Genomic DNA, 17549 nt, shown 5'->3' with positions numbered 1-17549 from the left:
TTATGAGCAATCCAGTGGTAGCCACCGAAAAAAAAGGGCTGATGTGGTTCACGGGAGTTACACTAAGTATTATCAGTGTGCCTTATCTGCTGGGATTTCAGATGGCCAGGATCCATTCTGCAGGAGACGGCTGGATTTACTCGGGCCTGTTGATTGCTGCTGAGGATGGGTTCTCTTATCTGGCTAAAATGTTGTCAGGCGCTCACGGCGCCTGGCTCTTCAGGACGCCTTATACCCTCGAACCCCAGAGGGGGTTCATCGCCTATCTGCCTTACTTACTCCTTGGAAAGTTAACTTCACCGCCGGGGCAGTATGAACAGATGGTCATCCTTTACCATCTGTTACGGTTAACCGGTGTTGTACTATCCATTTGGGCGGTTGATCGGTTTCTTTCTCTCTTCATCGAAGGAGCTGAAAGAAAATGGGCGTTAATCCTGATCATTTTTGGGGGAGGGCTCGGGTATTTTTCTTTGTTGGGGCTTTCCGGATTATGGAAAGGGCCAATGCCTCTGGAGTTTTATTCACCCGAAACGTTCGGTTTTCTGGGATCTCTGGCGATTGCCCATTTACCCTGGGCGCGTGGTTTATTAATCCTGGGATTTGCTCGCCTGTTGAGCGGGCGCCGATGGCAGGACGCGATCATTGCGGGAGGAATGTGGTTTGTGATGGGATTCTTTCAACCACTTGCAATCGTTTCTGCCTGGGGAGCACTGGCGGGTTTTTTGGGGATTCTGACCCTCAGAATCGTGTTTTTTCATTTCCATGCCTGGAATGAATGGAAATTCTGGGCCCGTCAGGTTGCTCTGGCGGGTATTATTTCAAGCCCTATGGTTTTGTACAATTTCCTTTCGTTCCAAATCGACCCCTTTCTTTATAGATGGCAGGCTCAGAATATTCTCCCTTCGCCACCGCCGGGCGATTACCTTCTGGCTTATGGCCCGGTAATGCTTCCTGTGGCTTTCTTTCTGTATCGGCGATGGCGAGAGCTGGATGTAAAAATGCTTTTTCTATGTGGTTGGCTGGCAGCTTTCCCGTTTCTTGCCTATGTTCCATACAATCTCCAACGGCGTTTACCGGAGGGTACCTGGGTCGGGTTAGTAGTTATGGGGATGCTAGGGATTGAAATGATGAAAAAGGGATGGAAACCCTTTTTCTACGCACTGGTTGGCTCCGGGCTCATCTCAACCTTTCTGCTGGTTGCAGGGGGAATCTTCAGCGTACTGGCCCCGGGCAGACCGCTTTTCATCCCTGAAAGTGAAGTTCGTGCTTTTCGTTTTTTATCTGATCATATCAGACCGGGGGTTGCAGTTTTAGCATCTTATGAAACATCCACCGTTTTGCCAGCCTTTGTACCGGTGAGAGTACCGATCGGGCATGGGCCTGAAAGCCTGGGATTAAAGAATCTTTTGCCGACAGTGAATGCTTTCTGGAGTGGTCGGTTGAATGAAAAGGACCGGGAAACCTTTATAAAGCAGGGTGGGTATGAGTATATTTTTTGGGGGCCTCTTGAACAGGTGCCCGGTGGTTGGAATCCAGCGAAAGACAGGTACCTGGAAGAGGTTTATTCAGAGGGTGGATATCATATTTATCGGGTTGGGCTATTGCCATGAACATTAAGGCACTGAAACCATCGCTTCAGTCTGAGTGGGCCGTTCGACTGGCTATCGCCACAGGACCAGTCCTTCTAATCGGAAAGCCGTTGATTTTTGGCCAGGTCCTTTTTTGGGGAACCCCGGCTTTGCAGTTTGTGCCCTGGTGGATGGAAGGAATCAGGCAGATAACTCATGGAACTGTCCCTTTATGGAATGGGTTCAATGGAATGGGGGCTCCTTTACTTGCCAATTATCAGAGCGCCTTTTTTTATCCACCCAATCTGGTCATTCTTCTCTCAGGAATCTGGTATGGTGTAGAAGGGGTGGCCCGGGGTTTTACATTTATGAGCATGGTTCACCTTATCTGGGGGGGATGGGGTGCGGCTGCTCTCATTCGCCGTTTGGGGGGGAGCCGGATGGCCCAGGTGGTTGGAGGAATGGCCTTTGCTATGGGAGGATACCTGATTGGCCGCCTGGGTTTCATCAGTATGATCTGGGCGGCGGTCTGGTTGCCCTGGATTATTCTGTTTACCGATGAAATCGTCAGCCCTGCCACAACCAGTCCAACAAAGGAAGAGAAAGTCCAGTGGTTTCATTTTCCATTGGTAGTGTGTATTAGCTTGCAGCTTCTGGCCGGACACGCCCAGTTGTCCTGGTATACATTACAGCTTGCTACGATCTGGTTGCTAGCGGGAATATGGCAGAAACGTTCTAACAGGAAGGTGTGGAAGGGTATTCTCACCTTTACAGGCTCGGTGATGTGTGCGGCTCTTATAGCTGCTATTCAACTAATACCCACGGCAGAGTATTTATTGCAATCGCAACGTGCCAGCCAGGTTGGTTTTGAAGAAGCGATGACCTATTCATTCTGGCCCTGGCGCCTGATTACCCTGGCCTCACCTTTCTTTTTTGGAAACCCGGGTACGGGTACTTACTGGGGATATGCCAGTTTTTGGGAAGATCACGCCTACCTTGGAGTTCTACCTCTGATTCTGGCATGTTCTACCCTGAAAGAGGTATTCAGAAACCGATCGCACTCCCCCGTACATGGATTTTTGAATCCTTTTGTCTTGCGCCTGCTCTGGGGGATTAATCTGGTGGCCTTGATCTTCGCGCTTGGGAAAAACACCCCTGTTTTTGTATTCTTCTATCGGTACGTGCCCACGTTTAATATGTTCCAGGCACCAGCGCGATATTTAATCTGGCTGGCCTTCAGTATGACGCTTTTGGCCGCTCACGGGGTAGATAGCTGGAAAAAGCCTTCTGGCAGAGGGCTTTACTGGCTGCGGTTGAGTGGTGCAGGGGCATTTGCCATCACTCTTGGGGCCGGAATCACTGCTTTCTTGCTTCCCAACGTGAAAGCTACCTTTATCCAATCCATGGCAATGACTGGTTTCTGGGCACTGGGGGTAGTGGTTCTGACTCTGTTCGCGAACAGGCGAGGAGAGCGATGGTGGCAGGGAGCAGTGTTCTTATGGGTGTTGAGTGATCTATTCTTGGCCGGGCAAACGGTTGTACCTGTTGTTGACGCGACGTTTTACTCTCAAATGACCTCAAATTCCCAATGGATTCGCGAGAGCCTTAACGGTAAACGGATTTATCTCCATAGCCAGGATGAATACCACCTCAAGTTCGATCGCTTTTTTAGAATGGCCGATTATCGTGAAAAGAATGGCGATACATGGCTTTCGATGCGGGAAGTTTTACTCCCCAATCTCAACTTACTGGAAGAGATTGCCAGTGTCAACAATTTCGATCCATTGGTGCCCGGGCGATATAAAGAGTGGATCGACATGCTTGAAAAAGGTCCCCTTCACCAACAGGAAAGGATGCTTTCCAGAATGAATGTTGGGTTGATTGAGGTGCCAGAGTCGAAGGCTGCCGGAGGGATCAGACTGATGCGCACGGACACCGGGAGTGGAGTGACCTGGTTTTCTTGTGCGGTTGGGGCTTCGACGGAAGAAGAAGCGTTGCAGAAGATGGTCCTCAATGATTTCAGCAACCAAATGCTGGTTGTGGAGGGAATCGGTGCTCAGGGAAAGGATTGTGATCAGACCCAGGTCAAAGAATTTTCCATCGAAGGAAATGCAGGGAAATGGCGTGTTTACCTGTCTACAGAACAGGACGGATGGATCAGAGTATCTCAGGTCTGGTACCCTGGATGGACAGCAAAGATCGACCAAACCAAGGCTGTTATCTACCGGGGCGATTACCTTTTCATGGCGATATTTGTTCCTGCGGGTGACCATACCATCTGGCTGGAATATCAGCCCTGGTCGTTTCGAATTGGATTAATATTGAGTATACTTATGATCATTACGTTTGGAATATTCGTTATCCGGCGGCAGCGTTCAAAATGGGCTGCTATCGGTACAGGTTGAGGCGCATCGGAGAATCAGAAAATGGAAAGAACGTTGACTGTGGCGGACGTGCAGGCCTTTGGCCAAAAGTTAATCGGGAACCTGGAAAAAGTTATTGTTGGTAAACGCCAGGTTCTTGAACATACGATTATCGGGCTTCTCTGTCAGGGACACATGCTGATTGAAGATGTTCCTGGAGTAGGAAAGACCATGCTGGCACGTGCACTGGCAAAGTCACTGGGGTGCTCGTTCAACCGAATCCAGTTCACGCCCGACATGCTTCCAAGTGATGTTACCGGGGTTTCAATTTTTAATCAGATGACACGGGACTTCGAGTATCGGCCGGGTCCGATCAATGCCCAAGTGATCCTTGCGGATGAAATTAATCGTGCAACACCCAAAACTCAATCAGCTCTGTTGGAAGCCATGGAAGAACACCAGGTTACAGTGGACGGGGTAACGCACCCACTGCTTCGTCCTTTCATGGTGATGGCCACCCAGAATCCCATCGAATATGAAGGTACCTTTCCGCTACCTGAAGCGCAACTTGACCGCTTCTTGTTGCGAATCCGGTTGGGGTATCCATCGGCGGATGATGAAATGAAGATCATGGAAGAACAGCAATTTGAGCACCCCATTAATGCCATTCAACCGGTGGTATCGGTTGATGAGCTTACCCAAATGCAGGAGGCCGTCAAGCAGGTGTTTGTTTCTCCGGCAGTCAAGCGGTATATTGTGGATTTGACGCGCGCCACGAGAGACAATCAGGATGTATACCTCGGAGCGAGTCCACGTGGTAGCCTGGGGCTGTTTCGCGCCGGGCAGGTAAGAGCGGCGCTGGATGGTAGAGATTATGTATTACCCGATGATATCAAAGCGCTTTCGGAATTTGTCCTGGCGCATCGAATTGTCATCAATCCGGCAGCTCGTTTGAAAAACCTCACTGCAGCGCAAATTGTCAAAGAGATTGTGCAGAACCTCCCCGTACCAGGCGGTTTATTGAGTAAAGTCTAAAGCGAATGAGTGTAGGGAAAACATTCTGGGCAATTTTTATCCTGCTTGCGCTGGCGGTTCTGGGCAGCCTTTTTGTTCCAACGGCTCTCTTCCCTGCACCAGCGCCGAATACGGATATTCGGATCTTTACCCGGATTATCGTGATGTGTGTCGGATTAATCCTGGTAAGCTGGGTCTGGGCCTCTTTTTCATTGACAGCAGTGTCAATCCGCCGAGAAGCCCGTGTGTTGCGTCATCAGGTGGGGCAGATTTTTGAGGAACGTTTTCGCATCAACAATCGTTTGCCTTTTTCGCGGTTGTGGCTGGAAGTTCGAGACGAGTCAGGCCTGCCGGGGAGTGCCGGCTCGCGGGTTTTGTCTCTCATTGGGCCCAATCAGCAGAGAAGCTATGTGTCGTATACATTACTCAATCGACGGGGGGCTTTTCGCCTTGGGCCAACCATTTTATCATCCGGGGACCCATTCGGGCTTTTTCGGAAAAGCCGAATTTTGGCCGGTGATAAAGAATTACTGGTATTGCCTTATGTCGTCAAGCTTGATCGGTTTCCCTCGCCCGGGGGGCAATTTCCCGGCGGAAAAGCGATTCTTCAGAAGGCCACCGAGGTGACTCCACAGGCTGCAGGAGTGCGCGAATATATTCCCGGCGATGCGTTACGCTCCATCCACTGGCCAACTTCTGCGAGAAAAGATCGTTTGATGGTGAAAGAGTTTGAACAAGACCCGCAGGCTGATGTGTGGATTTTTATCGATGCAGACCGTGAGGTTCACTTTGCGCGAGAAGATGCAACCCCGCCCCCGAGAGTTGATCAAATCTGGTTGCGGCGCACCGAGCTGCGTTTTCAGTTGCCTATGGATACCTTTGAGTATTGTGTGAGTGCTGCCGGATCGATCGCAGATTTCTATTTACGAATGGGGCGGGCAGTCGGAATAGTGTGCGCCAGTGAGGTCACCCTGGTGATGGCCCCAGAGCGTGGAGAACGGCAATTGAATAAGATCCTTGAGAATTTGAGTTTCCTGAAAGCCAATGGGAGTATTCCCCTGGCAGGTCTTGTAGAGACTGAGGCTCCCCAGTTACCCCGCGCATCAACGGTGGTTTTAATCACTTCGTCCGTCCGGAACGACGTGGAACTGGCAATTGATGCGCTTTTAATGCGGCGACTTCGCCCGGTGATGGTATTTATTGATGGGGAATCTTTTGGATCATCTATCCCAACCGGGGTTTTTCTCAATCGAATTAAGCGGCGTAACATTCCGGTGATTGTGGTACGCCATGGGATTCCTTTAAGGGATTGTCTCGAGAGTCTGGTTTAATTTTAAGAGAGCCCGGATGATTTACGCTGGAAGGTTTCTATGCTCGGCTTCAGAAGAGGGGGAATCTTGAAGTAAATGAACTGCGTGTGGAAGCACAGGGGCGACGGTGAGAAAGTTTTCGAGGGCGGCTTTTGGACTGCCCGGTAGATTAATGATGATGGTCTTCCCCCGAATACCACATACACTCCGGGACAGCATCGCATAGGGGGTAATTTTTAAGCTCTCCAGACGCATCGCTTCGGCGAGACCAGGAGCCTGACGATCGAGGATACCAAGTGTAGCCTCGGGGGTGATGTCGCGAGGAGAGAACCCTGTTCCTCCGGTAGTGAGGATCACATCTACTTCACCGGACTGGCACCATTGTATCAATTTGGACTGGATTTGATGGAACTCGTCCGGCACAATGTCTGTTTCTACCACGTTCCAATTTCGTTCCTGACATGCACTCACCAGAACCGGCCCGGCCGAGTCGGGACGGATACCCTGCGCAGAGCGATCGGATACAGTCAGGATTGAAACTCTCAGGCTCATTGCTGGGGTTGTCGCACCTGTCGGATCAGACGAAGTAAGTCATCTGGCATGTATGGCTTCAGTAGAAAGGCATCGGCCCCGGCAGAAATACACTCTTCCTGCATGGCGGTGCCTGAAGTCATCATCACTTTAATATAAGCAAGGTCATGGTCTTTCCGTAAGGCGCGCAGGATATCCAATCCATTGATGTCTCGCAGGAAAATATCCATGATAAGAACATCGGGTTTTTCAGAACGGATTTGTTCGAGAAGATTTCCCTGACGCAAATCCTCGGAAGCTACGACTTCGAACTTTTCTATTTCTAACAAAGTCGTTAACAGAGAACGCATGGTTCGGTCGTCGTCAACCAGCATTACCTTCATCGGCAGCGGCCTTTCTTTTTCTGGACTTTTTAGGAGAAGGGCTTTTTTCAATAGAGGCCGGAGTTGAGTCCTGCTCTACCGGTGCCGGTTCAAGGGCATGGTCGAGGACTTCGTCGATTTGATCGACAAGGACAAATTGCATAGCTTGTCGGATCTCGTCAGGTATATCATCCAGGTCAGCTTCATTGAATTTAGGAAGGATGACTTTTTTAAGGCCTGCCCGATGGGCGGCCAGAATTTTTTCTTTAATACCACCTACGGGAAGTACCTGACCACGTAGAGTGATTTCTCCAGTCATCCCTACATCCGATTTGACCGGCCGATTCGTCAGTAAGGAAACCAGCGCGGTGACAATGGCTACGCCTGCAGATGGGCCGTCTTTGGGTTGTGCCCCGGCAGGAACATGAACATGGATATCGGAATTTTCAAAGAAGTTTGCCGGAATATTGTAATGCTCACTGCGTGAACGCACGAGTGACAGAGCGGCACGGGCTGATTCTTGCATGACATTCCCGATGGAACCGGTAACAGTAAATCCCTTCCCTCCGGGCATACGCGTGGCTTCAATGAAGAGGATATCACCACCAACCGGTGTCCATGCGAGGCCTGTCGCCACACCGGGTTGTGAGGTACGAATAGAAACCTCTTCGCTTCCCAGGTACTTAGGGCGTCCCAGGAACTCTCTGACCAGAGTTTCAGTGATTTCGGTTGGGGTTTCACCCTTTTCGGCAATGCGAGTGGCGATTTTCCGACACACAGCACCAATCTCACGTTCCAGGTTCCGAACACCGGCTTCGCGGGTATAGGAGCGAATGATGGTTAGAATGGCCTCATCTGTGAAATGGACTTCTCCAGCTTGAAGACCATTTTCAAGAAGTTGACGGGGGATGAGGTAATGCCGGGCAATTTCCAGTTTTTCTCGTTCGGTATAGCCTGAGATTCGAATGACTTCCATGCGATCCAGAAGTGGAGGGGGGATCGTTTCTAACTGGTTGGCGGTTGTGATGAACATGACCTGAGACAAATCGAAGCCCACTTCCAGGTAGTTATCACGGAAATCATAATTTTGTTCGGGGTCAAGAACCTCAAGAAGTGCGCTGGATGGGTCTCCTCGAAAATCGTAGCCGAGTTTGTCGATCTCATCCATCATGAAGACCGGGTTACGTGATTCTACCCGACGGAGAGCTTGAAGGATCCGGCCGGGCATTGCTCCGATATATGTACGCCGATGCCCACGAATCTCAGCTTCGTCACGTACTCCACCCAGAGAGATGCGAATAAATTTACGCCCGAGTGCACGCGCGATCGATTGTCCAAGGGAGGTTTTACCAACCCCGGGAGGCCCCACAAAACACAGAATCACCCCCTCACGCTCACGTCGGATGCGGTCTCGGGGCAGGGATTGTTCTGAGGTGCCTTCCTGGCGTTCTAACCGGAGTTTTCGGACTGCAAGGAATTCCAGAATTCGTTCTTTGACATCTTCCAGACCGTAATGATCCTCATTCAACACTGCCCTTGCATGGGCAATATCCAGATTATCTTCAGTGGCTTTATTCCATGGAAGAGACACGAGCCAGTCCAGGTAGGTACGAATGACGCCATATTCTGCGGCAGCAGTGGGAAGACGCGATAACCGTTCAAGTTCCCTGCGCGCCTGTTTTTCGGCCTCTTCGCTCATGCCGGAGGTCTCAATTTTCCGGCGGAATTCTTCAATATCCGCTGCCTGTTCGTCTCCTTCGCCGAGTTCTTTCTGGATAGCTTTCAATTGTTCTCGAAGGAAATATTCCCGTTGCATTTTTTCGATTTCAGAACGGGCTTCGTTTTGGATTTTTTGCCCCAGTTCGAGAACTTCGCTTTCGCGAGCGAGGATGGCGACCAGTTTATGAAGTTTTTCGGTAACCGAGTCGATTTCCAGGAGGGCCTGGGCTTCGGCCAGGTCCATACGCTGGAAATTAGCGATGGTGTAAACTGTTTGCAACGGGTCTTCAATGGAATTAATACCGGCAATGATCTCCCTTGGGAAAGAAGGGATCATTTCTGCAATATGAATGAATTGTTCACGGGCATTACGAGCCAGGGCTTCGATCTCCAGCCCTTCTTCGATGGTTTCAGGGCTGACGGTAATGTTAGCCCTCAGGTAAGGCTCTATCTGGGTAAACTCACCGAGCCTGAAGCGGCTGATGCCCTGCACAAGGAGGCGGATTGTCCCATCGGGTGCCCGAAACATGCGGTGAACAATAGCGACGGTACCAACCGAATACAGGTCTTCGGGACCGGGGTTTTCCAATTCGGGGTTTTTTGCCGTCACAAGCCCGATAAGCTTTTCGCCGATGACGACATCATCCACCAGTTTGATAGAACGTGGTTGTCCAATGGTAAGAGGAACAGCTGTTTGCGGGTAAACAACCAATCCTCGTAAAGGAAGGATGGGAAGGTTTCCTGGAATGGGAATCGCGGGTGAATCCTGGCCCAGAGAATCCTCATTGGACTCGGATATCGTTCCCCTATTCTGGGATTGCTCACCCATAAATTGTAAAATTAAATCCGAGAAGTTTGAGCGAATGTTGTTTTCCTCTTCTTCAATCCACCTAAAAAAATCTGTTGGATCAGTGTTCCATCGCGATGCTGCCATAGATTGGTTTACCCATTGATTTGTATTTGTTTCGGGGTTACCTTGGGGAGGGTGATGGATAAAAAACCAGCTTTATACTCTGCAATCACTGCCTGCGGCTCGATGGGGCCGGGTATTTCAACGGTGGTAATAAATTCACCGAAGTTAATCTCCATTTGATGATAGGCCCGGCGGGCCGATATATCTGGTCTGACTCCTTTGATTGTCAGGTAGTTCTGATCAAGGATGATATCGAAATCTTTCTCATCCATTCCAGCGATCTCTACCCTGACGAGATAGCGGTCTTCTAATTCTAAAACGTCCGTGGGCGGACGCCAAATATGTGTAGAACCTGAAACGCGCCAGTTGATTAACATATAATTGGACTGGTCCACCATGTGCTGATTGCGAACGGATGCCGGCCGAAGGGTGATTGTGATCAAAGAACACCTCCTACTTCTAAAAAACCCTGGACATCCCTGATGAGCTTTACCTGTCTCCCTGGGAGCTTCAGCGCCCCTGGAGAGATTCGAACTCTCAGCCAACTGCTTAGAAGTTTGAGCGAATGTTGTTTTCCTCTTCTTCAATCCACCTAAAAAAATCTGTTGGATCAGTGTTCCATCGCGATGCTGCCATAGATTGGTTTACCCATTGATTTGTATTTGTTTCGGGGTTACCTTGGGGAGGGTGATGGATAAAAAACCAGCTTTATACTCTGCAATCACTGCCTGCGGCTCGATGGGGCCGGGTATTTCAACGGTGGTAATAAATTCACCGAAGTTAATCTCCATTTGATGATAGGCCCGGCGGGCCGATATATCTGGTCTGACTCCTTTGATTGTCAGGTAGTTCTGATCAAGGATGATATCGAAATCTTTCTCATCCATTCCAGCGATCTCTACCCTGACGAGATAGCGGTCTTCTAATTCTAAAACGTCCGTGGGCGGACGCCAAATATGTGTAGAACCTGAAACGCGCCAGTTGATTAACATATAATTGGACTGGTCCACCATGTGCTGATTGCGAACGGATGCCGGCCGAAGGGTGATTGTGATCAAAGAACACCTCCTACTTCTAAAAAACCCTGGACATCCCTGATGAGCTTTACCTGTCTCCCTGGGAGCTTCAGCGCCCCTGGAGAGATTCGAACTCTCAGCCAACTGCTTAGAAGGCAGGTGCTCTGTCCATTGAGCTACAGGGGCATCATTTACTTCAAGTTTCGGTTTTCACCCCGTCTAACCGATGGGTATTCTCGTCATTGCCCTGACCGAGAACTGATTGTTTCGTTCAATGACCCGATTATACACCAAAAGAATGGATGAAGTGAATGCCCCCGATGGTAAGGTTTACGTGAGAATGAACTTCAGTTTAGTGATAGAATGAAATCCTTGTATTTTCAGGAGACGCTTTTATGAGTTATGCTAATCTGATTGCTGAAAAAATCCAGGTTCGCCCGCAACAGGTTGAAGCGGCTATTTTATTACTTGAAGATGGAAATACCATTCCTTTTGTCGCTCGCTATCGAAAGGAAGCCACGGGTTTACTCGATGAAGAGCAACTTCGGCAAATTCAAGACTGGTTGGAAAAGCTGAAAGCTATTGACGAACGAAGGGAGACAATCCTTGCGACCATTGATGGACAGGGTAAATTAACTGAGGAATTAAAAGAACAGATTCATCAGGCTCAGACCCTTACCCAGCTGGAAGATTTATATCAGCCCTATAAACCCAAACGACGTACACGGGCCATGGTTGCACGAGAGAATGGGTTGGAAGGTCTTGCCACATTGATCCTGTCTCAACCGAAAGGGAATGTAGACCTGGTCGAGGCGGCAACGAAATATTTGAATGAGAAAGTCGACAATCACGAGCTGGCATTACAGGGTGCACGTGATATTCTGGCGGAGATGATCAGTGACCACCCGGAGGTACGGGCACAGTTACGTGCCAAGGCCTGGCAATGGGGTAACTTACTCTGTGAAAAAAATGAAAAAGCAGAAGATCCGAAACGGGTGTATGAACTCTATTACTCCTTTGAATGCAGAATTGAACGTTTGCGGCCACACCAGGTTTTAGCGATTAATCGCGGAGAAGCCGAAAAGGTTTTAAAGGTTAAGGTACAGGTTGAAGAAAGAGATTGGCGGGGAATTGTAGAATCTTTTTTCAAGCCTGATCCGAAATCTGGTTGTGCCGGACAACTCGAACTGGCTATTGAAGATGCCACCGAGCGGTTATTACTTCCGGCAATCGAGCGAGATATTCGCCGGCAGCTTACCGAAGCTGCCTGGAGTCATGCCCTGAAGGTGTTTCAGGATAATTTACGGGCCCTTCTCCTGCAACCACCGTTGAAAGGGAAGACGATTCTTGGTATCGATCCGGGCTTTAGAACGGGCTGTAAAATTGCGGTGGTAGATCCAACTGGTAAGGTCCTTACCACGGGAACGATTTATCCGCATGAACCCCAGAAACAATGGGCTGAGTCGCTCAGGGAATTAAAACACTGGGTCAATAAATATCATATTAATCTGATAACCATCGGAAATGGCACTGCCTCACGAGAAACAGAACGTTTAGTCGCTGAGTTGATCCGGGAAGTGGAGGGGGTGTGCTACTTGATCGTCAATGAAGCGGGAGCCAGCGTTTACAGCGCCAGTCCGTTGGCAAGAGAGGAATTACCTGGCCTGGATGTTTCTCTTCGCGGAGCGGTCTCCATCGCCCGGCGTGCTCAAGATGCTCTTGCGGAACTGGTCAAGATAGATCCCAAATCCATCGGGGTCGGGATGTATCAACATGATGTGGATCAAGGAGAGCTTGGCCGGGCTCTTCATTCGGTGGTGGAAAGTGTGGTGAATCAGGTAGGGGTTGATGTTAACACGGCATCACCAGCGTTGCTGACTTATGTATCTGGCATTGGCCCCCGACTGGCGGATAAAATAGTGGCTTACCGGAATGAACACGGTGCGTTTCGAAGCCGGGACGAACTGAAAAAGGTGCCCGGTTTGGGCGAAAAAGCCTTTGAGCAAGCCGCTGGCTTTTTAAGAATTCATGGAGGAAGCGAGCACCTGGATGCAACGGCGATTCACCCGGAGAGTTATCCGGCGGCAAAAGCTGTTCTGGCTCTTGCCGGAGTGAAGCAGAGTGCCGATCCTGGACAGATCAGACCAGCCCTGCAAGGATTACTTCAACAATCATCCATCGATGCCATCGCGAAACAGGTTGGGATTGGCTCATTTACTCTAAGTGATATTGTTGAGCAGCTTTTACGGCCCGGCCGAGATCCAAGAGAGGACCACCCGGCCCCCATTCTGCGCAGTGATGTGCTATCAATGGAAGATTTACGACCCGGGATGCGATTGAAGGGAACGGTTAGAAATGTGGTCGATTTTGGAGCTTTTGTAGACATAGGAGTCAAACAGGATGGCTTACTTCATCGGAGCCAAATACCCCATTCTCTGACACTTCATACAGGAGCGATTATTGATGTTGAGGTGATTCAGGTCGATATAGAGCGTGGGCGAATCTCTCTGTCATGGGCTGGAGAAACGGCATGAATGGAAATTCATCAGTGGGGGAGTTTTCTCTTCCTTTACCATATCGTACTAATCGAAGCTCTCCGGTTCTTTGGATACTCTCGCACGCGGTTACCAAATGGCCGCTCTGGTTGCTGATTATCGGTGGAGCGGTGGGAAACGCGGGTTTTCTAGCCCTGGTACAAACAATGATCGGGCGAGCTTTTAATGCTGTCCTTGCAACCCCGCCTGATCTGTCCACCCTGGCAAAGCTGGCATTTTGGATTGGACTGGCTTCTCTGCTTCGGGGCCTGTTGCAGTTTGGGAGGAACTTTGGTTCGGAGCTTTTAGCGCAAAAAATAGAACGGGATGTGCGAAACGAGCTCTATATCAATCTCCTTGGTAAGAGCATGACTTTCCACAACCTTCAACCGGTAGGGGATACCATGGCACGGGCCAGCAATGATGTTCGAGAAGTAAATTTTATGTTCAGCCCGGGTTTAAACCTTGTGGTGGGATCTTTGATTTTTTTAATCATGCCTTTACTCGTTGCTCCCCGTTACCATCCGAGCCTGTTACTTACCCCAGTTTTGTTTGTAATCGCTTATATTGTTACTCTTCGAGAATACTTACGGTCCTTGAGACCCGTGACCGACTCAGTACGTGCGACGTTTGGGGTGCTCAATTCCAGGCTGGCAGAGGCTCTGGAAGGGATAGAAACGGTTAAAGGAGCTTCACAGGAAGAATCGGAGGTGGGTCGGTTTTCAGAAAACGTGCAACGTTATCGAGATGCTTCCGTTAGACAGGGAGATATCGAAGCACGTTTTCTTCCTCTTCTGCTGTTGAGTATTGCCCTGGCCGGTGGGTTACTCCACGCACTTTTACTGTATCGTCAGGGGATTCTCAACCTGGGTGATGTGGTCGGGTATTTTGGTATTCTTCTGATGCTTGACTTTCCAACTTTCACTTCGCTCTGGGCTTATTCGCAAATCTCTCTGGGAATGTCGGGTGCACGCCGGATCCTTGAGCTGATGAATCGTGAAAATAATCTTGACCAGAATATCGCTGGTTATGCTGGCCCTATGAAGGGAGAGGTTGAATTTCGCAACGTCTCTTTTTCTTATCAGAATACTCAGGGGGAGGAGGATCTTCTTCAAGATATATCATTCCAGATCGAGGCTGGTAAAACGGTTGCCATTGTCGGGCAAACAGGTTCTGGTAAAACCACTCTGGTCAAATTGATTAATCGCATCTACGATGTAACCAGAGGACAGGTTTTGGTTGACGGGATCGATGTGCGGGATTGGAATCTGGAGGCTTTACGCAGGAATATTTCCATCATTGAACAGGATATTTTTCTTTTCTCAAGGACGATAGCTGAGAATATAGCCTTTGGAAAACCCGGGGCGACTCGTGAAGAAATTGAAGAAGCGGCAAGGCTGGCTCAGGCAGATGAGTTCATCCGATCGTTTGCAGATGGGTATGAAACAGTGGTTGGTGAGCGGGGAGTAACCCTTTCAGGCGGACAACGTCAGCGGATTGCGCTCGCGAGGGCCTTCCTGACGAATCCCCGCATCCTTATTCTGGATGACTCAACCAGTGCGATTGACAGTGCGACGGAAGATAAAATTCAACGGGCCATCTTCCGTGCGGCCCAGGGGCGGACAACTTTTATCATCACGCATCGCCTCTCTCAGATTCGATGGGCGGATCTGATTCTGGTGATGCGAAAAGGGCGGGTGGCTGCTATCGGAACACATGACCAGCTGATGAAGACATCCGAAATCTATCGGCGAATTTTTAGTGAGTAAACTATGGGCTTTTTTGGAAGTCTAACTGCGGAAAAATACGACAGACAATATTCCGACCGGGAACTGGTTCGAAGGATTGCTTATTATTTTTATCCCCAGCGCTGGCGATTGGTTGCGATTGCATGCTTTGTCCTTTTAATGTCCGGACTGGGAGCGCTTAATCCGGTTCTGGTTTCGAGGGGTGTAGACTGGATCAAGAATCAACGGGTGGAAAGTGGGATCTACCTGATCTGTGGCGCCGTGTTACTGGTTGGAGTTTTAAACTGGCTGGCGAATTACGTGCGGCGAAAGCTGACCGTGCGGACGATTGCAGATACCCTGGTCGTACTTAGCACAGAGGCATTTCGATCTGCAGCAGGGCATGATTTGTCATTTTATGATCAATATCCCTCTGGGAAGGTGCTTTCCAGAATCACCAACGACACCCGTGAATTTGGAAACCTGGTCACCATGATTACTGACCTGGTTTCGCAGGTGGCTGAAGCGTTGATCCTGGGAGTTGTTCTGGTGCGGATTGAATGGCGGCTTTCGCTGTTTGTATTTACCCTGGTGCCTCTGGTTTTTGCTATGACTCTGGGCTATCGATCACTTGCCCGAAAGGTAACGAAGCGCGGAATGCAGGCCATGGCCGAGGTCAATTCGACCATCAAGGAGACCGTGAGTGGTATCGCTGTAGCTAAAAATTATCGGCAAGAACAGAGTATTTATCAGATCTTTTCCAACGCAAATGTCCTCTCTTATCGGGTCAATGTACAACGGGGGCTTGTGCTCTCGGTCGTCTTTCCAACTCTTAATATGATCGGCGGAGTGACTTCGGCAATACTGGTATATTTTGGCGGGTTGAGTGTGACTCAGGGACTGGTGACTGCAGGAGCATGGTACCTGTTTATCCTGAGTCTCGATCGTTTTTTATTCCCGGTGATGAGTCTGGCTTCCTTTTGGACACAGATACAATCTGGTCTGTCAGCCGCGGAAAGAGTGTTTGCCCTGATTGATGCAGAACCAGCTGTTGTCCAATCGTCAAATCTACCGGTTCCGCCTTTAAAGGGAGAGATTGATTTTATCCGAGTGACTTTCCATTATCGAGAGGGAGAACGCGTTCTGGATGATTTCACACTTCATATTGATCCCGGCGAAACACTGGCAATTGTTGGCCATACTGGTGCCGGAAAATCATCCCTGGCGCGGTTGATTGCCCGGTTTTATGAATTCCAGGGTGGAAGGATCCTGGTTGATCAAATGGATATCCGTTCATTCGATCTGCAGCAATATCGAAAACAACTTGGCATTGTATCTCAATCTCCATTTCTTTTTGCAGGCACCATTTTTGAGAATGTCTCATACGCCAGGCCTGAAATTACTCGAAGTGATGTGGAGGCTATAGCCCGGCGGATTGGAGATGGAGAATGGTTAGACACTCTTCCAGATGGGCTCGACACTCAGGTAGGAGAACGGGGGAGCAGGTTATCCATGGGGCAAAGGCAACTGGTCTCCCTGTTACGGGTGTTGGTGCAAAAGCCAGCTATTTTTATCCTGGACGAGGCAACAGCCAGCATTGACCCCTTTACAGAGTGGCAAATCCAACAGGCACTCAATATGATTTTGAAGAATGCTACCAGTATTCTCATTGCTCACCGCCTGTCGACCGTCCGGTCAGCTGACAGGATAATTGTGCTGGAGCATGGGAAAATTCTCGAGGAAGGCAATCATGAGGGATTGCTTAGGAAGGGAGGGTATTACGCCGATTTATATAATACCTATTTCAGGCATCAAAGCCTCTCCTATGTCGAACAAATTAAATCTCTGATTGAAAATCCCGATTAGGAGCTCGGTGGGAGAAATTCATGTTCGAGATCAATCCTGCCTTGAGTTTTTCAGAGTTGGGGGTATAACTTTCTTCTGTCCTTGATATTCCCTTCCTGGCATAGAAATTGCATCCTTGCCTCTCGAGTGTTCACACCAATCGGGAGGCAATATGATTTCTCTGGGTGTCGACGAATTAATGATCATTATGGCCGTCAGCATGATGGTACTGGGGGCAATTTCTCTCATTGCTGGCATTGTGGTGCTCGTATACCGCGCTTCAGGGAAGGATGTTCGGACCCTGGCTGATCAGACTGTTCGGCTGGCCCAAAAGGGGTTGGCTGAAGAAGTATCGGGGCTTGTCGGGAATGCATCTGCTCTTCTGGATGCGTTGAACCAACTGGTAAAAACTACCACAGGGGTTGGAGTGTTTTTGATCATCGTGGGATTTATCCTCTTTGCAGGGGCTTATTTTTTAATCACTCGAGTTAATTCATTCTAGAGGCCTTATGACAGCCCAGCGCTTTTTTGATTTTCTTCATACGACCTTCGAACCCCAATGGGCAGTCCGTTTGAGCCAGATTTTGAGGCGGGATTCTCTAATCTGGGAGTACGTCCAGGAAGAGTCTTTTTTTAAGAACCTATCA

The 17549-nt window shown here is 49.4% G+C and carries 13 protein-coding genes and 1 tRNA gene; 8 read left to right on the top strand and 6 right to left on the bottom strand.

The annotated features are described in order from the left end of the window. Positions 1-2: 2 nt before the first annotated feature. From ATHL_RS07375 to ATHL_RS07360, 4 genes are read left to right on the top strand one after another with little or no spacing between them, the layout of a single operon-like run. Complete coding sequence (locus ATHL_RS07375; RefSeq protein WP_062191621.1) at positions 3-1610, top strand: hypothetical protein; 1608 nt, start codon at positions 3-5, stop codon at positions 1608-1610. Next, entirely contained in the window at positions 1607-3973 is a 2367-nt protein-coding gene (locus tag ATHL_RS07370) for a YfhO family protein (RefSeq protein WP_062191618.1), read from the top strand. The genes ATHL_RS07375 and ATHL_RS07370 overlap by 4 nt, the downstream gene beginning before the upstream one ends. Before the next feature lie 21 nt (positions 3974-3994). Further along, positions 3995-4966, top strand: a complete 972-nt coding sequence (locus tag ATHL_RS07365) for an AAA family ATPase (protein ID WP_114679476.1) — start codon at positions 3995-3997, stop codon at positions 4964-4966. Positions 4967-4971: 5 nt separating this feature from the next. Continuing rightward, positions 4972-6276 (top strand): DUF58 domain-containing protein, encoded by a 1305-nt coding sequence (locus ATHL_RS07360; protein ID WP_062191616.1) that lies wholly within the window; start codon positions 4972-4974, stop codon positions 6274-6276. 21 nt (positions 6277-6297) lie between these two features. Here ATHL_RS07360 and ATHL_RS07355 read toward each other — a convergent pair whose 3' ends face one another. The 6 genes from ATHL_RS07355 to ATHL_RS07330 all read right to left on the bottom strand — a co-directional run bounded on the left by ATHL_RS07355 (position 6298) and on the right by ATHL_RS07330 (position 10982). After that, a complete protein-coding gene (locus ATHL_RS07355) occupies positions 6298-6807 on the bottom strand; it encodes a MogA/MoaB family molybdenum cofactor biosynthesis protein (RefSeq protein ID WP_114679475.1) in 510 nt (169 codons plus the stop codon). Continuing rightward, positions 6804-7160 carry a response regulator gene (locus tag ATHL_RS07350; protein WP_062191613.1) on the bottom strand — a complete coding sequence of 119 codons (357 nt, stop codon included), beginning with the start codon at positions 7158-7160 and terminating at the stop codon, positions 6804-6806. The genes ATHL_RS07355 and ATHL_RS07350 overlap by 4 nt, the downstream gene beginning before the upstream one ends. Next, positions 7150-9696, bottom strand: a complete 2547-nt coding sequence (lon, locus tag ATHL_RS07345; RefSeq protein ID WP_062192354.1) for an endopeptidase La — start codon at positions 9694-9696, stop codon at positions 7150-7152. The genes ATHL_RS07350 and lon overlap by 11 nt, the downstream gene beginning before the upstream one ends. A gap of 113 nt (positions 9697-9809) precedes the next feature. Continuing rightward, positions 9810-10223 carry an Hsp20/alpha crystallin family protein gene (locus ATHL_RS07340; protein ID WP_062191610.1) on the bottom strand — a complete coding sequence of 138 codons (414 nt, stop codon included), beginning with the start codon at positions 10221-10223 and terminating at the stop codon, positions 9810-9812. Between the two features lie 201 nt (positions 10224-10424). Next, positions 10425-10838, bottom strand: a complete 414-nt coding sequence (locus ATHL_RS07335) for an Hsp20/alpha crystallin family protein (protein WP_062191610.1) — start codon at positions 10836-10838, stop codon at positions 10425-10427. Between the two features lie 71 nt (positions 10839-10909). Further along, positions 10910-10982: transfer RNA gene (locus ATHL_RS07330), tRNA-Arg, on the bottom strand. A gap of 209 nt (positions 10983-11191) precedes the next feature. On the opposite strand from ATHL_RS07330, the gene ATHL_RS07325 reads away from it, so the two are divergent. The 4 genes from ATHL_RS07325 (at position 11192) to ATHL_RS07310 (ending at position 17404) form a co-directional block, all read left to right on the top strand. Then, entirely contained in the window at positions 11192-13330 is a 2139-nt protein-coding gene (locus tag ATHL_RS07325) for a Tex family protein (RefSeq protein WP_062191607.1), read from the top strand. Next, positions 13327-15099, top strand: coding sequence for an ABC transporter ATP-binding protein (locus ATHL_RS07320; RefSeq protein ID WP_062191604.1), 1773 nt, complete (start codon positions 13327-13329; stop codon positions 15097-15099). Before ATHL_RS07325 ends, ATHL_RS07320 begins: the two co-directional genes overlap by 4 nt. 3 nt (positions 15100-15102) lie before the next feature. After that, a complete protein-coding gene (locus ATHL_RS07315) occupies positions 15103-16923 on the top strand; it encodes an ABC transporter ATP-binding protein (RefSeq protein WP_062191601.1) in 1821 nt (606 codons plus the stop codon). A gap of 151 nt (positions 16924-17074) precedes the next feature. Further along, a complete protein-coding gene (locus ATHL_RS07310) occupies positions 17075-17404 on the top strand; it encodes a hypothetical protein (protein WP_062191599.1) in 330 nt (109 codons plus the stop codon). Positions 17405-17549: the final 145 nt, after the last annotated feature.

This window comes from Anaerolinea thermolimosa (assembly GCF_001050195.2).
GTDB classification, from domain to species: domain Bacteria; phylum Chloroflexota; class Anaerolineae; order Anaerolineales; family Anaerolineaceae; genus Anaerolinea; species Anaerolinea thermolimosa.
This window is presented reverse-complemented; position numbering and strand designations above follow the sequence as displayed.

What these genes read in the sequence shown, in the direction of transcription:
- ATHL_RS07365 (WP_114679476.1), top strand. Translation starts at nt 3,995, where the DNA reads ATGGAAAGAACGTTGACTGTGGCGGACGTGCAGGCCTTTGGCCAAAAG.
- ATHL_RS07355 (WP_114679475.1), bottom strand. Translation starts at nt 6,807, where the DNA reads ATGAGCCTGAGAGTTTCAATCCTGACTGTATCCGATCGCTCTGCGCAG.
- ATHL_RS07320 (WP_062191604.1), top strand. Translation starts at nt 13,327, where the DNA reads ATGAATGGAAATTCATCAGTGGGGGAGTTTTCTCTTCCTTTACCATAT.
- ATHL_RS07325 (WP_062191607.1), top strand. Translation starts at nt 11,192, where the DNA reads ATGAGTTATGCTAATCTGATTGCTGAAAAAATCCAGGTTCGCCCGCAA.
- ATHL_RS07350 (WP_062191613.1), bottom strand. Translation starts at nt 7,160, where the DNA reads ATGCTGGTTGACGACGACCGAACCATGCGTTCTCTGTTAACGACTTTG.
- ATHL_RS07310 (WP_062191599.1), top strand. Translation starts at nt 17,075, where the DNA reads ATGATTTCTCTGGGTGTCGACGAATTAATGATCATTATGGCCGTCAGC.
- lon (WP_062192354.1), bottom strand. Translation starts at nt 9,696, where the DNA reads ATGGGTGAGCAATCCCAGAATAGGGGAACGATATCCGAGTCCAATGAG.
- ATHL_RS07375 (WP_062191621.1), top strand. Translation starts at nt 3, where the DNA reads ATGAGCAATCCAGTGGTAGCCACCGAAAAAAAAGGGCTGATGTGGTTC.
- ATHL_RS07370 (WP_062191618.1), top strand. Translation starts at nt 1,607, where the DNA reads ATGAACATTAAGGCACTGAAACCATCGCTTCAGTCTGAGTGGGCCGTT.
- ATHL_RS07360 (WP_062191616.1), top strand. Translation starts at nt 4,972, where the DNA reads ATGAGTGTAGGGAAAACATTCTGGGCAATTTTTATCCTGCTTGCGCTG.
- ATHL_RS07315 (WP_062191601.1), top strand. Translation starts at nt 15,103, where the DNA reads ATGGGCTTTTTTGGAAGTCTAACTGCGGAAAAATACGACAGACAATAT.